General features: G+C 47.6%; 13 protein-coding genes. 6 read left to right on the top strand and 7 right to left on the bottom strand.

Features of this window, described 5'->3' with window-relative positions:
- Positions 1–51: 51 nt before the first annotated feature.
- A complete protein-coding gene (locus tag EJV45_RS09170; protein ID WP_129715376.1) occupies positions 52–798 on the top strand; it encodes a DeoR/GlpR family DNA-binding transcription regulator in 747 nt (248 codons plus the stop codon).
- Here the strand turns inward: EJV45_RS09170 and EJV45_RS09165 are convergent, their stop codons facing one another.
- The gene (locus EJV45_RS09165; RefSeq protein ID WP_129715375.1) at positions 799–1989 is read right to left on the bottom strand and encodes an anhydro-N-acetylmuramic acid kinase; all 1191 of its coding nucleotides are present in this window, start codon (positions 1987–1989) and stop codon (positions 799–801) included.
- 103 nt (positions 1990–2092) lie between these two features.
- Here EJV45_RS09165 and nagB point away from each other — a divergent pair, with 103 nt between their 5' ends.
- Together nagB and EJV45_RS09155 are read left to right on the top strand one after the other, a co-directional pair.
- Positions 2093–4018: a glucosamine-6-phosphate deaminase gene (nagB, locus tag EJV45_RS09160; RefSeq protein WP_240755236.1), complete on the top strand. Its 1926-nt coding sequence runs from the start codon at positions 2093–2095 to the stop codon at positions 4016–4018.
- 89 nt (positions 4019–4107) lie between these two features.
- A complete protein-coding gene (locus EJV45_RS09155; RefSeq protein ID WP_129715373.1) occupies positions 4108–5247 on the top strand; it encodes an acyltransferase family protein in 1140 nt (379 codons plus the stop codon).
- Here EJV45_RS09155 and EJV45_RS09150 read toward each other — a convergent pair whose 3' ends face one another.
- Complete coding sequence (locus EJV45_RS09150) at positions 5248–6798, bottom strand: glycoside hydrolase family 10 protein (RefSeq protein WP_129715372.1); 1551 nt, start codon at positions 6796–6798, stop codon at positions 5248–5250.
- Between the two features lie 250 nt (positions 6799–7048).
- Here EJV45_RS09150 and EJV45_RS09145 point away from each other — a divergent pair, with 250 nt between their 5' ends.
- Positions 7049–7903: a hypothetical protein gene (locus tag EJV45_RS09145; RefSeq protein ID WP_129715371.1), complete on the top strand. Its 855-nt coding sequence runs from the start codon at positions 7049–7051 to the stop codon at positions 7901–7903.
- A gap of 3 nt (positions 7904–7906) precedes the next feature.
- Here the strand turns inward: EJV45_RS09145 and EJV45_RS09140 are convergent, their stop codons facing one another.
- The 4 genes from EJV45_RS09140 to EJV45_RS09125 all read right to left on the bottom strand — a co-directional run bounded on the left by EJV45_RS09140 (position 7907) and on the right by EJV45_RS09125 (position 13689).
- The gene (locus tag EJV45_RS09140) at positions 7907–11641 is read right to left on the bottom strand and encodes a HAMP domain-containing sensor histidine kinase (protein ID WP_129715370.1); all 3735 of its coding nucleotides are present in this window, start codon (positions 11639–11641) and stop codon (positions 7907–7909) included.
- Positions 11642–11731: 90 nt separating this feature from the next.
- A complete protein-coding gene (gene fabD, locus EJV45_RS09135) occupies positions 11732–12613 on the bottom strand; it encodes an ACP S-malonyltransferase (protein WP_129715369.1) in 882 nt (293 codons plus the stop codon).
- Positions 12614–12630: 17 nt separating this feature from the next.
- Positions 12631–13272: a GTP cyclohydrolase I FolE gene (gene folE, locus EJV45_RS09130; RefSeq protein ID WP_129715368.1), complete on the bottom strand. Its 642-nt coding sequence runs from the start codon at positions 13270–13272 to the stop codon at positions 12631–12633.
- 6 nt (positions 13273–13278) lie between these two features.
- Positions 13279–13689, bottom strand: coding sequence for a 6-carboxytetrahydropterin synthase (locus EJV45_RS09125; RefSeq protein WP_129715367.1), 411 nt, complete (start codon positions 13687–13689; stop codon positions 13279–13281).
- Positions 13690–13803: 114 nt separating this feature from the next.
- Here EJV45_RS09125 and mqnB point away from each other — a divergent pair, with 114 nt between their 5' ends.
- Both mqnB and EJV45_RS09115 read left to right on the top strand, forming a co-directional pair.
- Entirely contained in the window at positions 13804–14448 is a 645-nt protein-coding gene (gene mqnB / locus EJV45_RS09120) for a futalosine hydrolase (protein ID WP_129715366.1), read from the top strand.
- Between the two features lie 66 nt (positions 14449–14514).
- The gene (locus EJV45_RS09115; RefSeq protein WP_129715365.1) at positions 14515–15363 is read left to right on the top strand and encodes a menaquinone biosynthesis family protein; all 849 of its coding nucleotides are present in this window, start codon (positions 14515–14517) and stop codon (positions 15361–15363) included.
- Here the strand turns inward: EJV45_RS09115 and EJV45_RS09110 are convergent.
- Positions 15360–15740 (bottom strand): hypothetical protein, encoded by a 381-nt coding sequence (locus EJV45_RS09110; RefSeq protein WP_129715364.1) that lies wholly within the window; start codon positions 15738–15740, stop codon positions 15360–15362. The two genes, EJV45_RS09115 and EJV45_RS09110, sit on opposite strands and share 4 nt — an antisense overlap.
- Positions 15741–15746 lie beyond the last annotated feature (6 nt).

Here is a 15746-nt window from a genome sequence, read left to right as displayed (position 1 = left end):
AGCAGCAAACCGGCTTGCAAAATCAAATTTTTGTTTATTTTCGAAAAAACTATGCTTAAGAAGGAAAGACACGATTACATCATGCGGCAGATTAATCTGCATAACCGCGTGCTGACTTCAGACCTGGTACAGCTGTTATCCGTATCTGAAGATACCATTCGCCGCGATCTGCAGGAGCTGTCTGATGAAAACCGTCTTTACAAAGTGCATGGAGGCGCCTTATCCCGCTCTTACCAGTCTGGCTTTGACGACAGCGAAGTGTACGCACGTGACGCAAAAATCGTCATTGCAAAGAAAGCCATCTCTCTTATCAAAGACGGTATGGTCGTACTGACAGGCGGAGGCACATCAATCATTGAGCTCGCTAAACTGCTTCCAGACAGCCTGCACGCTACTTTCTTTACCATTAGCCCCATGGTTGCCATTGAACTTGCTAAATACAGTAATATCGAGGTTATTCTCATTGGCGGCCTTTATTCCAAAAATTCGCAGGTTGCTTATGGCGGGCATGTGATTGCCCAGCTCGCTGAGATCAATGCCGACCTGTGCCTGCTGGGTACAAGTGCTATCGATCCCGAAAAAGGCCTTACCGATACCGACTGGGAGATTAATCAGCTCAAGAAGGCCATGTTGAATGCTTCAAAACGTACGGCCGTCCTGTGTATTTCTGAAAAATTGAACACGTCCCTGAAACTTAAAGTCGCCTCACTGAGTAACCTGAGTTACATGATTACCGAGCTCGACAGTAACGTACCCGAGCTGGATGCATTCAGAAACGCAACGCTGGAGATCCTGTAACTAAAAAGGGAGGGAAATTTTACCCATACAAACCGAAGGTATTCCGGATTCTGCAGAAAAAGGCTGCGGTTCTCCAGACATCGTTTCGTTCGCCAGAATGGCAAACAACAAAGCTTCTTTTGCATCCGGGTCAATGCCAAGATCGGCCGTTGTGAAAAACAATGCATCAGGCAGCAGCTCTTTCAGCATGCTGACCAGCAGGCGGTTGTGCATGCCCCCGCCGCTCATAAACAGGCTGATGCTTTTTTCATTCGTACGCAGCACCGCATCTGCAATGGCCCTGGCAGAAAAGTGACATAACGTAGCCATGACGTCTTCATGGCTCAGGCCGCTTGTGGCTGAGCGATGCTGTGCACTTTCAAGATAAGCCAGGTTAAATAATTCGGGTCCTGTTGTCTTTGGCATGCCGGCGCTAAAAAACGGGTGGTCCAGTAATGCCGTAAGCAGGTCCTGATTTGATTCGCCCCGGCCTGCAACCGCTCCATCCTGATCAAAATGCTGCGAAAAATACTGCTGCATATATTGGTCCATCAGGGTATTGCCGGGGCCAACATCTGAAGAAAACACCCGTTTGCTGTCCTCATCACCGGGCAGGAAAGTAAAGTTTGCAATACCGCCGATGTTGAGCATAATACGGTTTTCGCCTTTTTTGGAAAAAACCAGGTAATCGCCATAAACGGCCAGCGGCGCACCCTCGCCGCCTGCTGCCAGATGTTTCTGCCTGAAGTCTGAAAGCGTAATGATGCCCGTTTTTACCGCAATATGGTCGCCATCCCCAATTTGCAGGGTTCCGTTCGGGTAATTTTCGTAGCCATGCAAAGCCCGTGGTGCATGAAAAATCGTTTGCCCGTGACTGGCAATCAGGTCAATGTCTGCAGGTTTAAGGTTCCATTCGTTAAGCGTGCTGAGAATCATGTCTGCATGCACAATTGCCGTCTGTTCGTTTAACAGGCAGACACGTTCGAGGTCGGCATCGTGCCGGGAAAATATGGCTTTTACCTCCGCCTTCCACTCAGCGGTGTATGGTACAGTTTTGAACCGTTCCACCCGCGCTTCAGTACGTCGGCCGTGTCCCTTTAATGTACACAAAGCGATGTCTAACCCGTCAAGCGATGTTCCTGACATCAGGCCGATAATTTTTTTTTCAGCCTTTTGTACAATATCAAACGTTTGCTTCCAGTGCTTATTCATTTTTTTTGCGAATGTTTCCTTAAATGTATAAATCCTTTGGTAAAGTGAAACCACAAGTAACTATATTTACCGCTCCGTACTTACTAAAAAGCTACAAATCAACATGGCAAGATTAAATTTACTGGAGGAGACACGGTTCGAAAAACTACCGGTTACGGTGTTCAGCGACCCCCAGTCTGCTTCCCTGAATGTTGCGCAGCGTATTGCCGCACTGATCAGGAAAAAGCAGGAAAACAATGAACAGGCAGTCCTCGGACTTGCTACCGGCGCTACACCGGTAAAGGTATACGCCGAACTGGTGCGTATGCACCGGGAAGAGGGACTCAGTTTTCAGAACGTCGTTACATTCAACCTTGACGAGTACTATCCTATGCAGCCGAATGCGGCACAGAGTTATGTCACGTTCATGAATGAGAACCTGTTCGATCACATTGACATTGATAAAAACAATGTTCATATCCCTGACGGAACACTCAGCCTGGATGCGATTCCCGAATTTTGCCTCAACTATGAGCGTAAGATCGGCACATTCGGAGGGCTGGACATCCAGATTCTCGGTATCGGCCGTACCGGTCACATCGGTTTCAATGAGCCGGGATCTGCGCCCAATTCGGGTACACGCCTCGTTACACTCGATGATCTGACCCGGCGGGACGCTGCGCGGGATTTTGGCGGCAAGGCTTTCGTTCCGACCAAAGCGATCACCATGGGTATCGGCACCATTTTCAAAGCCAGGGAAATTATTCTGATGGCCTGGAACAAAAAGAAGGCGTCGATCATCCGCAAGGCTGTAGAAGGAGAAATCTCGAGTGATGTTCCGGCAACTTACCTTCAGCTTTCAGAACATGTTGAGTTTGTACTCGACGAAGATGCGGCATCGCTGTTAACCAGGTTCGACACACCATGGCTGGTTAAAGACTGCGTATGGACCGATCAGCTGATCAGAAAAGCGGTAATCTGGCTTGCGAATAAACTGCAAAAGCCGATCCTGAAGCTTACAGAAGACGATTATAACAACAATGGCATGGCCCAGCTGGCTACCGAAATGGGGCCGGTGTATAACATCAATATTCACATTTTCAATAAGTTACAGCATACCATTACCGGATGGCCCGGCGGTAAACCCAATGCTGACGACTCCCAGCGGCCTGAACGTGCCGAGCCTGCCGTTAAGCGGTCGATCATTTTCTCGCCGCATCCTGATGACGATGTGATCTCGATGGGCGGGACATTTATCAGGCTGGTTGACCAGAAGCACGATGTGCACGTGGCTTACCAGACATCAGGAAATACCGCGGTTTGGGATGACGATGTGCTTCGTTTTGTGGAGTTTAATATCGACTTTTCTGAAAAGATGGGTGTGACGCAGGATAAAATGCGTGAGTTGTATGACAACATGCGCAAATTTATTGCGTCTAAAGAGCCTAACCAGGTTGATACGCCCGAAATACAAAGCGTAAAAGGACTGATCAGAAAGGGAGAAGCCATTGCAGGTGCACGTTACTGCGGCGTTCCTGACGACCACATTCATTTCATGGCACTGCCATTCTATGAAAGTGGGAAGAGCCAGAAAAATCCGGTTACGCAACAGGATATTGATATGACCATTGAGCTGCTGCAGAAGGTTAAACCGCACCAGGTTTTTGCTGCCGGCGATTTTGAGGATCCGCACGGAACACATATTGTGTGCTTCAACATTATCCTTGCCGCACTGAATAAGCTGCGTGAAACCGAGGACTGGGCAAAAGATTGCTGGCTCTGGATGTACCGCGGCGCCTGGCACGAATTCGAAACGCATGAAATCGAAATGGCGGTTCCGATTAGTCCGAATGAGCTTGAACGCAAACGTTACGCAATCTTCAAACACCAGTCGCAAAAGGATCGTCCGGTGTTTCCGGGCGACGATTCGCGGGAGTTCTGGCAGCGTGCTGAGGACCGTAACAGGGAAACTGCACGGGCATATAATAAGCTTGGGCTTGCCGAATATGAAGCTATGGAAGCTTTTGTACGCTGGAAGTTTCAAGACTAAGCGACAAATTGCAATAGAATTGATCCGCCCGGCAGCTGTTGGGCGGATCTTTTTTTTGCCGTATATTCGATTGCCTAAACCAAACAACCATGCATGAAAACCGACGCCTGTTATCCCTCGATTTCTTTCGCGGGCTAACCGTTGCCGCCATGATCCTTGTAAATAATCCCGGTAGCTGGGGCCACATCTATGCTCCGCTTGAGCATGCTGAGTGGAATGGTTGTACACCTACCGATCTGATTTTTCCGTTCTTCCTCTTCATTGTCGGCGTTTCTATTGCCTTTTCGATGGGAAGTAAACGGCTTGAGCCGGCTACGCATTCAAAAACGCTTTTTAAGGCATGCAAACGCGCGCTCATTCTATTCGGCCTGGGGCTCTTCCTCTCATTGTTTCCAAAAATATTTACCGACCCGGTATCGGCGCTCCAGCATGTGCGCATACCGGGGGTGCTGCAGCGTATCGCTGTCGTGTTCTTTTTTGCCAGCTGGATCTTTATTAAAAGTTCTGAAAAAGGGATTTTCAGGGTTATGACCGGCCTCCTGTTTGGATACTGGCTACTGATGAATTTTGTCCCGGTGCCAGGTACCGGTTATGCAAATCTTGAAAAGGAAACCAATCTGGGTGCCTGGCTGGACCGCACGCTGCTGACCGAAGATCACCTTTGGAAATCTGCGCGAACCTGGGATCCGGAAGGCATTCTGAGCACGGTGCCTGCTATCGCGTCCGGGTTGTTTGGTCTTCTGGTTGGTATGTATCTGAAGAGAAAGGACCTGGAGGAAAGCGTAAAGATCAGCTGGCTGTTTTCTACCGGGCTTGCTACGGTGATGCTGGGCCTGCTGTGGGATCTTCAATTCCCCATAAACAAATCGCTTTGGACAAGTTCATTCGTATTGTATACCGGCGGACTTGCCACGCTCGGACTGGCATTTTGTTACTGGATCATTGACGTGCAGCAATACACGCGTTTTACAAAACCCTTTGTGGTTTATGGTGTGAATGCTATAACGGTGTTTTTCCTCTCAGGGCTGATGCCGCGGTTGCTCAACATGATCAAGGTTACCGGCGCAGATGGCAGCAAAATCGGATTGGCCACCTGGAAATACGAAACGTTTTTTGTTCCTTATTTCTCACCCGTCAACGCATCGCTGGCCAGTGCCGTTGTACTGGTGCTGACCTGGATGCTGATACTCTGGATCATGTACAATAAAAAGATCTTTATAAAGGTCTGATTATTTAGATTGACTGAGCTCCGGCACTTCTACACCGATGGGACCGGTCGGCTCGCTTTCATTTTTGATCCTGTCAAGCGCAGTGACCAGGTAGCTGTATCGTTTTCCTTTTTCAATCCCGGTATCCAGAAACTGCGTGTAGGTGTCGAAACTGATCTTGAGAATGTTCCGGGCGTTCAGAATATCGATTTTCTCGCCTTCTAAAAAGCGGTACACCACATACCCTGATGCAGTCTCCCCGTCGCGTGCTTTAACCGGGGTGCTCCAGGAAAGGTGAACGCCTTCCGCTCTTGCTTCGGCTTTTAGCGCAGTAGGCTGGTGCGGCGGTACATCATCAATCCATGGCATTTGAGGTGGTAGGGCAGGATAGCGGTAAAAGTCGTTACGCAGCGAATCACCAACAGCCCGAGCAACCGTAGCAAAAGATTTCGAGCTGAAAAAGACGCTGCCCTGTACGCGGTTGTTGTTTCTGATTGCCCTCATCTGGTCAGGAATCTGGCCCGGCTGCCGCCATGCTGCCTCCATGCGGTTGTTTACGAGGTATGCTGCCTGCCCGATATAGAGGTGCCTGCCGAAAGTATTGTTACCCCACCAGTCGAGCAGCGTTCCGAAAGGTGCAGCCCGTTTTGTAAAGCTGAAATAAATCTGCGGATTGATGTAGTCGACCCAGCCTTCCTGAACCCATTTGCGCGAGTCGGCAAACAATGCAGAGAAATTAGACAGGCCGCTGGTTCGTGAACCCAGCGTATCCTGCCCGTAGTTTTTCCAGATCCCAAACGGACTGATCCCGAATTTGATGTGTTTTTTATAATGGTGAACGCTGTCGTTCAACTGTTTGATGAGCAGATCGACGTTATTGCGTCTCCAGTCGTTAATATTGGTAAAGTTGTTCGGGTATTTCTGAAATGTGGCTGCGTCTGCCAGCGTTTGCCCGGCCACGGGATAAGGGTAAAAATAGTCGTCGAAATGGACGCCGTCGATATCGTATCCTTTTACCACATCAAGAATAACCTGAACGATATACTCGCGTACATCAGGAATTCCCGGATCAAATTGTTTCTTACCCGCATATGTAAAAAACCAGTCGGGGTGTTTGTTATAGGCATGGCCTTCGGCAAGTCTTGAGTTCGGTGAGGTGCTGGCGCGGTAAGGATTAAACCAGGCATGCAGTTCCATACCGCGTGTATGCGCTTCGCGGATGGCGAATTCCAGGGGGTCATAACCGCGCGCCGGGGCCAGGCCCTGTCTGCCCATCAGCCACTGGCTCCATGGTTCTCTTGATTTAGCGTAGAGTGCATCGGCCGCAGGCCTGACCTGCAGCATCACCGCGTTTAAGCCGTCGCGTTTATGACGCTCCAGAATCCCGATCAGCTCCTGCTTCTGCTGGTCAACGGTTAGTCCGGCCCGGGAAGGCCAGTCAATGTTCTCGACTGTAGCAACCCAGATACCCCTGAATTCCCTTTTTGGAGCAGTTTTTGTAGTTTCCTGCGCGTAAAGACAAAACGTGGATAATAATAAAACAAAAAGTGCGTAGAGTTTGTTTATATGCATTTTTTCCCTGTGTGTTATTTTGATGCAGTTAAGCTTCTGGCTTATTTTTAATACAGTTAACTAGCTGCAGCATTCGTAATTAAACGATTTTTTACGGGAACTGATACGTTCCCTTTCAATATTTTACAATTCAGGCTGTTTTTAGTATGTTCGCGACCAAAAAAATAGATGTTTAAACACCCAGCAAGAGGTTTAGATGCAGCCTGAAAAGCACGATACAAATAAAAGGGACAAAAATAAGATATACTTTTTGATTCTCATTATCGTCGCGCTGGTCGGCACCAATATTTTCCTCTTCCTGCGAAGTGACAGCGGCCGGTCTTCCCATGTGACCATCATCAATGAAAAAGAAAGGCTCAGACTTGAGCTTGCCAAAATCGAAATTGAGCTTGATAAGGTTACCGTGCTGAACGTTAAACTGTCAGAGCAGCTGATCAATGAACAGCAAAAGGCCCGATTAAAAATTGCCGAGTTAAAACTGGCGCTGCAGAAGGCGAGGTTAAATGAAAAGGAACTGGCAGAAGCAAGAACCGAGATAACCGGCCTCCGCGTTTTTGTAAAAGAATACAATAAACGTGTTGAAAAGCGGCAGCGGGAGATTGAATACCTGCGCGAGGAAATGGACAGCTTGCAAGCCAGCGCAGCCGAAGCGAAAAAGCGGGCTGCCGAGCTGGAGAACCGCAATAAGGAACTGAACAGCAGAATCAGGAACAGCGCGGCGTTGAAGGCTTCAGAAGTTCGCGCCATTGCCTTCAGGGAACGGGAAAATGGCCGCAAAACCGAGGTTACCCGAGCCTCTACCACCAGCATTTTCAGAATAGAATTTACCGTTGTACCGAATCCTTTTGCAGAAGGCCGGAAACACCGTGTTTACCTGCGTGTATTTGATCCGGCCGGAAACCTCATTGCCGATGATAACAACATGTTTGAAGCAAACGGACAGCAGATGCAGTACAGCCTGTCTTCGCTGATTGATTACCAGAATGATGGCAGTGCACACCTCATTGACTGGAAAAACCCCGGTTCTTTCATCAAAGGTACGTATACGCTCATCCTCTATTCAGGAAACGCATCTATGGGAAAAACGCAGATCACGCTGCGTTAAGCGTTATGAGAGCGGAAAGCGCAGGTAAAACGTTGTGCCTTCCCCGCTTCTGGATTTGAACCCGACAGCGCCGCCTGCATTTTCAACGGCCTGTTTCACGAAGGCCAGGCCAAGACCTGTTCCCGACGATTTGGTTGTAAAATTTGGAACAAAGATCTGGTCGTGGGCCTCTTCAGGAATTCCGTTTCCATTATCTGTTACCTCAATGAAAACGCTCGTATCATCATTTTTTAGGCTGATCAGGATCATGCCCCTGTTGTCGCCATCAACGGCCTCAATAGCGTTTTTGAGCAGGTTGTTGAAGACCCGCTGCAGCTGATCTTTGTCGCCGAATATCATGACATCGCGGTTGGTGTGATTGGCTATGGAGATGTCTACGTTTTCGGTATTGGTAAACACATCTTTCGCATACGTAACCACCGGAAGCAGCGCTATTTTTTCAAGTTTAGTATCGGGCATCTTAGCAAAATTCGAAAACTCTGAAGCGATTCTTGACAAACTTTCGATCTGTTCTATAAACGACTTGCTGAAGCGTTCAAACTTCTGCGCAAAATTCGGATCGTTTTCCCTCCAGGACCTTTCCAGCAGCTGCACACCAAGTTTAAGCGGTGTGAGCGGGTTTTTAATCTCATGCGCAACCTGTTTGGCCATTTCACGCCAGGCGCTTTCCCGTTCAGACTTGGCCAGTTTGCGCGCACTTTCTTCCAGCGCAGCGATCATGTTGTTGTACTCCCGGATCAGCGAGCCGATCTCGTCATGCCGCCGCCATATGATGGGTTCATTTCTCTGCCCAATCTTGGTCCGGCTGATGTTCTCCTGAATAAAAGTAAGCGGCCCGGTAATCTGGTTGGCCAGGAACACCGCCAGCACACCGATAAGCACAAAGACCAGTGCGTAGATATTAATCAGTGTTGTGATGAAAATGCTGATCTTATCGTTATAATCTGCCTCATTCGAATAATAGGGCAAGCCGATATAAGCTACAGTGGTATTTTCCTCATTAACGATAGGCACGTAGGCCGCAGCATAAGTGAAATAGCCGATTTTTTCTTCCGGATTTACATACTCAGATCGCTGCTCTTTGTTCAGCGAAATGTAAGCTGTCGGACCCATTCTCTTGCTGATAATGCCGTACTCGTAAAGTGATGGGAGTGTGGTAAGCAACAGGTCGCCGTCAATGCTGAAAAGGTTGAGATAGGTATTGTTGAAGTCGGCGAAGTCATTGAATTCTGCTTTCGCCTGTTCGTTTGTTTCCACCTTGCCCGTTTTTACAAGCTGCTTCTCATAGCCTTGTTTAACCTTGCTGATCTTTTCCCGTATCAGCTCCTTCTGCTGCTGACGGTATTCATCGCGGATGTAGTAGAACGTAATCCATCCGACAATAACGAGGGTAATCACTACAGAGATGATAATTGATGCCTGGATACGCGTCTTGTACAGAATCTTGTTTGCATTAATCATCAGCGTTCTGTTGATAGTAAACCACCCGATGCGTTCGTCTTCAAGATTCTTGATAAGCCAGATAAATACATACAGCAGTGCGGAGAAGACAATAAAGACGAGGAAGAAGAAAGACAATGCTGCCAGCCGGCTGATATAGGGCACACGTTCCTTACTCATAATAATCAGCCGGCTGCTGGTCGGCTGAAAGATCAGGTGGCTAAAGTCGAGATCCGGATTCGGATCGTTCATAAAGATCAACTTGTTCTTATCTCCATGAAAAACTGTATTGATCAGCGGATAGGTGTACTGCCCCGACTGGTTCAGTAACTTGCCGTTGCTGTAAAAAGCAAGCGAATAGTTTTTGTATTCATTGTCTATGTTGATCTTCCCGTCTATCAGCAGTTCAGGAAACTGGTGGTCTTTATGCAGGTTTTTTGACCGGAGCTCTATCACAAGCTTACCAATGATCTCATTGTTATGCACGACGGGAATAATACCGAAATAGTGCTGATAACCAAAGGTATCATTGATCTTATAAAAATAATGGGCATCGGGTATTTTAACAGAGCCTGCCTGCACCAGCCGCTGAAATTTCGAGAGGGCTACAGGCTCATCATTTTTTATTGACGCGTTATCGGCGCTGTATTGGTAGATGTGATATTCATACTTAGACAGGTAACCATCCAGGTACATCTTGTTGATGTAGTTCTGCAGAATACCCTGCTTATACATGGCTGGTTGAAGGAAGTTCTCCAGGATAAACCGGTCGTTTCCAATCGAGGTCTCCAATGCTTCGAGCGAATAATTTGTACTCGGTTCGTCGTTATTCTGAAGTTTTTCCGCAAGCGTTTCGCGGCGTGAACGCTCTTTGATGTCGTTGAACTTGACGTATTTAATGGATGTATTAAATGCCAGGCAAAAAAACATCGATGCGAACAAAGCTATAGAGAACTTTCTCTGCTGTACATACGTGTTGTAGCCGACGATGAAAATAAACAAGGCGAACACCACGAAGAATGCCGTAAATCCGGTAAAGAGTTTGTAAAAGGCAAAGGCCAGCAGCATCCCTATAAAAAGCACAAGCCGTTCGCGGTTGCTGAAGTTGAGCTGTCGGGTGTAAACCATGAATACCACCGCCAGCAGGTAGATGTTCAGCCAGGCAAGACACAGGATGAAAATACTGATCCAGCTCAGCCAGCCCAGGTTGATGATGATGGTGATATCGAAATTGATTTTCGAATTATAGATCAGTCCGAAAAACACCTCATCAAAGAGCAAAGCGCTTGCACCCAGTAAAACCAGAAATAAGGCGTGAAGCACGAAAGCCGCAACCTTACTCTTCCTGATTGCTTCAGGTGCACGATAGTTGTTTTTCTGCCGGTAGATAAAAAACACAACCCAGGTTAGTGCCAGGGTGTTGAGTAAAAAATCGCCCAGCGAGGGCATAAAAAAACTCTCGGCATAGATGCGCGGATCGAACAGTCCTCCGTTAAACTGTAGGTCTAACCAGCCAAATTGCAGGTCGGTAAGCCGTGCTGTGAGAAAAAAGAAGGCAATCAGCAGGGTAGCCAGAACGGGGTGGCCCTGTTTTGACAGCCGGGCGCAAGCGAAGTTAACAAAGACGCAGATCAGCAGGCAGCCTGCAATCCAGAACCAAAGCTCTATATCGGTATAAAAGTTTCTCGAGTAATTGGGGATGAGTTTTACCTGAAACAGGTAATTGTTCTGGATGTTATAGATGTTCTCTACCTCCTTGTCAGAAATGGAGGCCAGTGTAAGGCTGCCCGAAGGTGAAAGGTCTTTCGGAATTTCATCGACCAGGTACTGATTTTTTCGCGGATACTGATTCTGAATGCCGATCAGGAATAAGAAGGTAAACTTTCCCGACGTTTTTTTGATAACCTCGTATTTACCGTTAAAACTGAGGAATGAGCTTCCTTCCCGAATCGCCGAAATATCTTTTGGCAGAATGACCTTAAAAGTGCTCCAGAACTTAAGCCTGTTATCTTCATAGACAAACAGATTCAGGCTGCTTTTCCTGTACAGGTCGATAAATGCGCGGGCATAGGCCGGATTGAGATGAAATTGTTTCGCCTTTTCAAGCTGACGCTGATCGGATAAGAAACTGTGTACAATTCTTTCTTTGGTATAAAGATTTTCCTGCAGTTCCCGTGCCTCGTGTTCAAGCAGGTCTTCACTGGTCACGGTGCGCTTAAATGATATTGCTGTAGCTATACAGCAAATCCCAACAATGAGCAGTAAGATCCTTATTTTGAAGCCGGTACTTAGTTTCATCCCTTTTCTTAAAGGTATTAAATATTAACAAAACCCATTGACGGTACTTGAAAAGTCCGGCAATGGGTCAATTGTTTGCGGAGCCAGAAATTATATTGCTTTCGCAGCGGATGTGACGGCTTCGCGGTTTACTTTTTTTACAAGTCCCTGAAGTACGTTACCGGGTCCAACTTCGATAAACTCGGTTGCACCTGCGGCCAGCATGTTTTGTACGGTTTGCGTCCAGCGCACGGCACCGGTTAATTGCAGAATAAGGTTTTGCTTGATGATAAGCGGATCTGTATATGCGCCGGCATCAATATTCTGGAAGATGGGGCAGACCGGGGGCACGATGGTGGTGTTTTCTATCGCTTCCTGCAGCTCCAGCCTTGCCGGCTCCATAAGCGGCGAGTGAAACGCACCACCCACATTCAGCTTCAATGCACGTTTGGCACCGGCTTCTGTAAGCGCTGCACAAGCGTTATCAATACCTTCTATACTTCCTGAAATAACAAGCTGACCCGGACAGTTGTAATTTGCCGGAACAACCACATCCTCAATTTCTGCGCAGATCCTTTCAACGGTCATATCATCAAGGCCTAAAATGGCAGCCATGGCAGACGGCTGCTTTTCGCAGGCCTTCTGCATCGCATTTGCGCGGGAAATGACCAGCTTAAGACCATCCTCGAACGTAATAGCCTGCGCTGCGACAAGCGCAGAGAATTCGCCCAGTGAGTGGCCTGCAACCATATCCGGTTTAAACTCCTCACCTAATACTTTTGCAAGGATAACTGAGTGAATGAAAATGGCCGGCTGGGTAACATTGGTTTGTTTCAGTTCCTCGTCAGTACCGCTGAACATGATGTCGCTGATCCGGAAACCGATGATATCGTTTGCTTTCTCAAAGAGTTCTTTTGCTGATTCATTTGCATAGAGCTCCTGGCCCATGCCTGTAAATTGCGCACCCTGTCCCGGGAATAAGTATGCTTTCATTTTTATATGTTTTGAAATTAGTCGAGACTGGCCGTAATTAGTCTGAGAAACTCAGCCCGCGTTTTGTCATTATTAATAAACTCCCCTGTAAAGGCAGAAGTCGTGGTTACCGAATTTTGCTTTTGTACGCCCCGCATAGACATGCAAAGGTGTTTACATTCGATAACAACCGCCACACCTTTGGGGTTCAGCGTCTCCTGTATACAATCGCGAATTTCATTGGTTAAGCGTTCCTGAACCTGAAGACGCCGGGCATAAGCATCTACAACCCGCGGAATTTTGCTGAGACCGACAATATGTCCATTCGGAATGTAGGCTACGTGCGCTTTCCCGAAAAACGGCAGCATGTGGTGTTCGCACATGGAGAACACCTCGATATCTTTTACCACAACCATCTGGCTGTAATCTTCCTGAAACATGGCAGATCTCAGAACCTCTGTAGGTTTAAGATCGTAGCCATGGGTAAGATACTGCAATGCTTTGGCTACGCGTTCAGGCGTCTTAACAAGGCCTTCGCGCTCAGGGTCTTCACCAAGCTGTGCAAGAATATCTTTATAATGGCTGGAAATTGCGTTGATTTTATCGTCGTTATAACGATCTATTTTTACATATCCGTCAATTGCCTCTTCGGGCAGGTAGTGTTTTTCTTCGTTTGCCATGAATGTTTAGCCAAAGTATTCAACAAAATTGTTGTCTGTCTCGTTGATCTTGATAGAGTGCAGGGTGGCGCCTTCAGCTTCGACAGGTTCCAGAAGCTCGTTCCAGACCGCAATTGCAAGGTTTTCAGTAGAGGTGAGCTTGCCCTGCATGAAATCAACGTCCAGATTCAGGTTTTTATGATCAATCTTGTCAACAACGCGTGTGTTGATGATCGTTTTCAAAACCTTAAGATCGATAAGAAAACCGGTTTCAGGATTTACTTCTCCCTTCACGGTAACAAAAAGTTCATAGTTATGCCCATGCCAGTTTTTATTGGAACATTTTCCGTAAACCGACTCATTTTTATCGTCGTCCCAGTCGGGCCGTGCCAGTTTGTGGGCAGCATTGAACGAAGCTTTTCTGGTTATGTATATCATTTGATTTGAAATGTCTTGCAAATATACGCAATAACCCTGCACGAAGTTCAAAAATGAGAAGCCAGCGCCCGCATGCATATCGGCACTCTCTCTGCATATCGTTATCTTTATCGGATGAAAACCTTACTGATTGCAGCAACGCACGCAGAACTGGGGTCAACGATTGCTCATTTTTCCCTTGACCCGCAGCTGCCCTTTCAGACGCATGAGAAGTTTGACCTGCTGATTACCGGCGTAGGCATGACAGCAACTGCCTTTGCGCTTGGCCGGTTTGTAAGTGCTGAGCACAGTCTGCTGCTTAATTTGGGCATTGCCGGCGCGTTTAACGATGCCATACCTTTAGGCAGTCTGGTTAGGGTAGATCGCGATAAATTTTCTGAATTGGGCGCAGAAGACGAAGGGACTTTTCTTAGTCTTGAACAGCTTGGCTTTGGTGCTGCTGAGTTTTCTACGCATAACCGCCGCAGCTATCCAATGGCAGACCAGCTTCCGGCGGCAGCCGGAATAACAGTTAATACTGTGCATGGTTGCGCCCAAAGCATTACTCAGGTGCTTGCCAGAGAGCAGCGCGCTGAACAACTCGTCGAGTCGATGGAAGGAGCTGCCGTTTTTTACGCCGCGCAGCAGCTTCAGATTGATTGTCTGCAGGTCAGGGCCATATCAAACAAGGTAGAGCGTCGTAACCGCGAAACCTGGCAGATCGGGGCTGCAGTGAGGGCGCTGAACGAATGGGCAATTGCGTTTCTTTCCAACTCCTGAGTACATCTCATGGCATTATGACCCTCGTTTAACCGAACACCTCCTGATCCTAATTATTTTTGAGACATGAAACTCAGCCTTGGATTTTCCCCCTGCCCGAACGATACCTTTATTTTTGATGCCCTTATTCATCATAAGATCGATACAGAAGGGCTGACTTTTGAAGTGTTTTTTGATGATGTGGAAACGCTCAATCAGAAAGCCTTACGGGCTGAGCTCGACATCACCAAACTCAGTTTTCATGCCTTTGCTTATGTTGCAGAAAAATACGCACTGCTTGACGCCGGAAGCGCCCTCGGATTTGGCGTGGGCCCGATGCTTATCAGCCGCGAACCTTATGATGATGCCGCTGTGGGGCGGTTCAAAACGCCCGGAAATGGTCTGAAGATCGGTATTCCGGGAAAATTAACTACGGCTAACTTTCTGCTCGGCGTAGCTTTTCCGGAGCTCAAAAATAAGGAAGAGCTGATCTTCTCTGACATCGAAAATGCGCTTCTTGAAAACCGGATTGACCTCGGACTTATTATCCACGAAAACCGGTTCACTTACCAGGACAAAGGTTTGCATAAGGTAATTGACCTTGGTGATTACTGGGAACAACTAACCGGTTGCGCGATCCCGCTGGGAGGAATCGTTGTGAATCGCAATCTTGAGCACAGCATTCAGCTCAAGGTGAACCGCCTTCTGCGGCAATCGGTTGAATACGCCTTTGCGCATCCGAAATCTTCACTTGATTTTATCCGTCAACACGCGCAGGAAATGGATGAGGCTGTCATGTACAAACACATTGATTTGTACGTGAACAAATACTCGGTGAACCTTGGCTCAGAGGGGCGAAAGGCAATCGATACACTTTTTACAATGGCCGAAGAAAGAAGTATCATTCCGGCGCAGCCGAAAAACCTCTACGTTTAGTGCGTACAAGGCCCTTCGGGGATTTCCTTTGAAATCTTCAATAATTTCGTGACAACCAGGGTAGAGTCAAAGTCAGCATTAATGGCGGTCGTATCAGATTTGATCCGGTAACCTTCGGCCTCGATATAAACCGGCTCGTAAGGTTTTTCAAAATTAAACCTGGTGTACGCGAGTTCAAGGGTTTTCGCACTGTCGGCTACCCAGTACTCGCGGCCTTCCTCGCAGTTGGTGAACGATTTAATCTCCGGACCAAAACTATAAAGCCCCTTAAGCTGAATGGTTCGTTCCTTATCTTCCTTGTTTTCTGCCGGACCGCATGCTGTCAAACACAGCATTCCTGCAAAAAATAACCCCCCAACGTTCTTATAGATTTTCATAACAAT

The sequence above is a fragment of the Pedobacter sp. SYP-B3415 genome, assembly GCF_004138205.1.
Taxonomy (GTDB): Bacteria; Bacteroidota; Bacteroidia; order Sphingobacteriales; family Sphingobacteriaceae; genus Pedobacter.
Note: the sequence above shows the minus strand (reverse complement) of the source record. Positions and strands in the feature narration are given on the sequence as shown.

What these genes read in the sequence shown, in the direction of transcription:
- EJV45_RS09170 (WP_129715376.1), top strand. Translation starts at nt 52, where the DNA reads ATGCTTAAGAAGGAAAGACACGATTACATCATGCGGCAGATTAATCTG.
- EJV45_RS09165 (WP_129715375.1), bottom strand. Translation starts at nt 1,989, where the DNA reads ATGAATAAGCACTGGAAGCAAACGTTTGATATTGTACAAAAGGCTGAA.
- nagB (WP_240755236.1), top strand. Translation starts at nt 2,093, where the DNA reads ATGGCAAGATTAAATTTACTGGAGGAGACACGGTTCGAAAAACTACCG.
- EJV45_RS09155 (WP_129715373.1), top strand. Translation starts at nt 4,108, where the DNA reads ATGCATGAAAACCGACGCCTGTTATCCCTCGATTTCTTTCGCGGGCTA.
- EJV45_RS09150 (WP_129715372.1), bottom strand. Translation starts at nt 6,798, where the DNA reads ATGCATATAAACAAACTCTACGCACTTTTTGTTTTATTATTATCCACG.
- EJV45_RS09140 (WP_129715370.1), bottom strand. Translation starts at nt 11,641, where the DNA reads ATGAAACTAAGTACCGGCTTCAAAATAAGGATCTTACTGCTCATTGTT.
- fabD (WP_129715369.1), bottom strand. Translation starts at nt 12,613, where the DNA reads ATGAAAGCATACTTATTCCCGGGACAGGGTGCGCAATTTACAGGCATG.
- folE (WP_129715368.1), bottom strand. Translation starts at nt 13,272, where the DNA reads ATGGCAAACGAAGAAAAACACTACCTGCCCGAAGAGGCAATTGACGGA.
- EJV45_RS09125 (WP_129715367.1), bottom strand. Translation starts at nt 13,689, where the DNA reads ATGATATACATAACCAGAAAAGCTTCGTTCAATGCTGCCCACAAACTG.
- mqnB (WP_129715366.1), top strand. Translation starts at nt 13,804, where the DNA reads ATGAAAACCTTACTGATTGCAGCAACGCACGCAGAACTGGGGTCAACG.
- EJV45_RS09115 (WP_129715365.1), top strand. Translation starts at nt 14,515, where the DNA reads ATGAAACTCAGCCTTGGATTTTCCCCCTGCCCGAACGATACCTTTATT.
- EJV45_RS09110 (WP_129715364.1), bottom strand. Translation starts at nt 15,740, where the DNA reads ATGAAAATCTATAAGAACGTTGGGGGGTTATTTTTTGCAGGAATGCTG.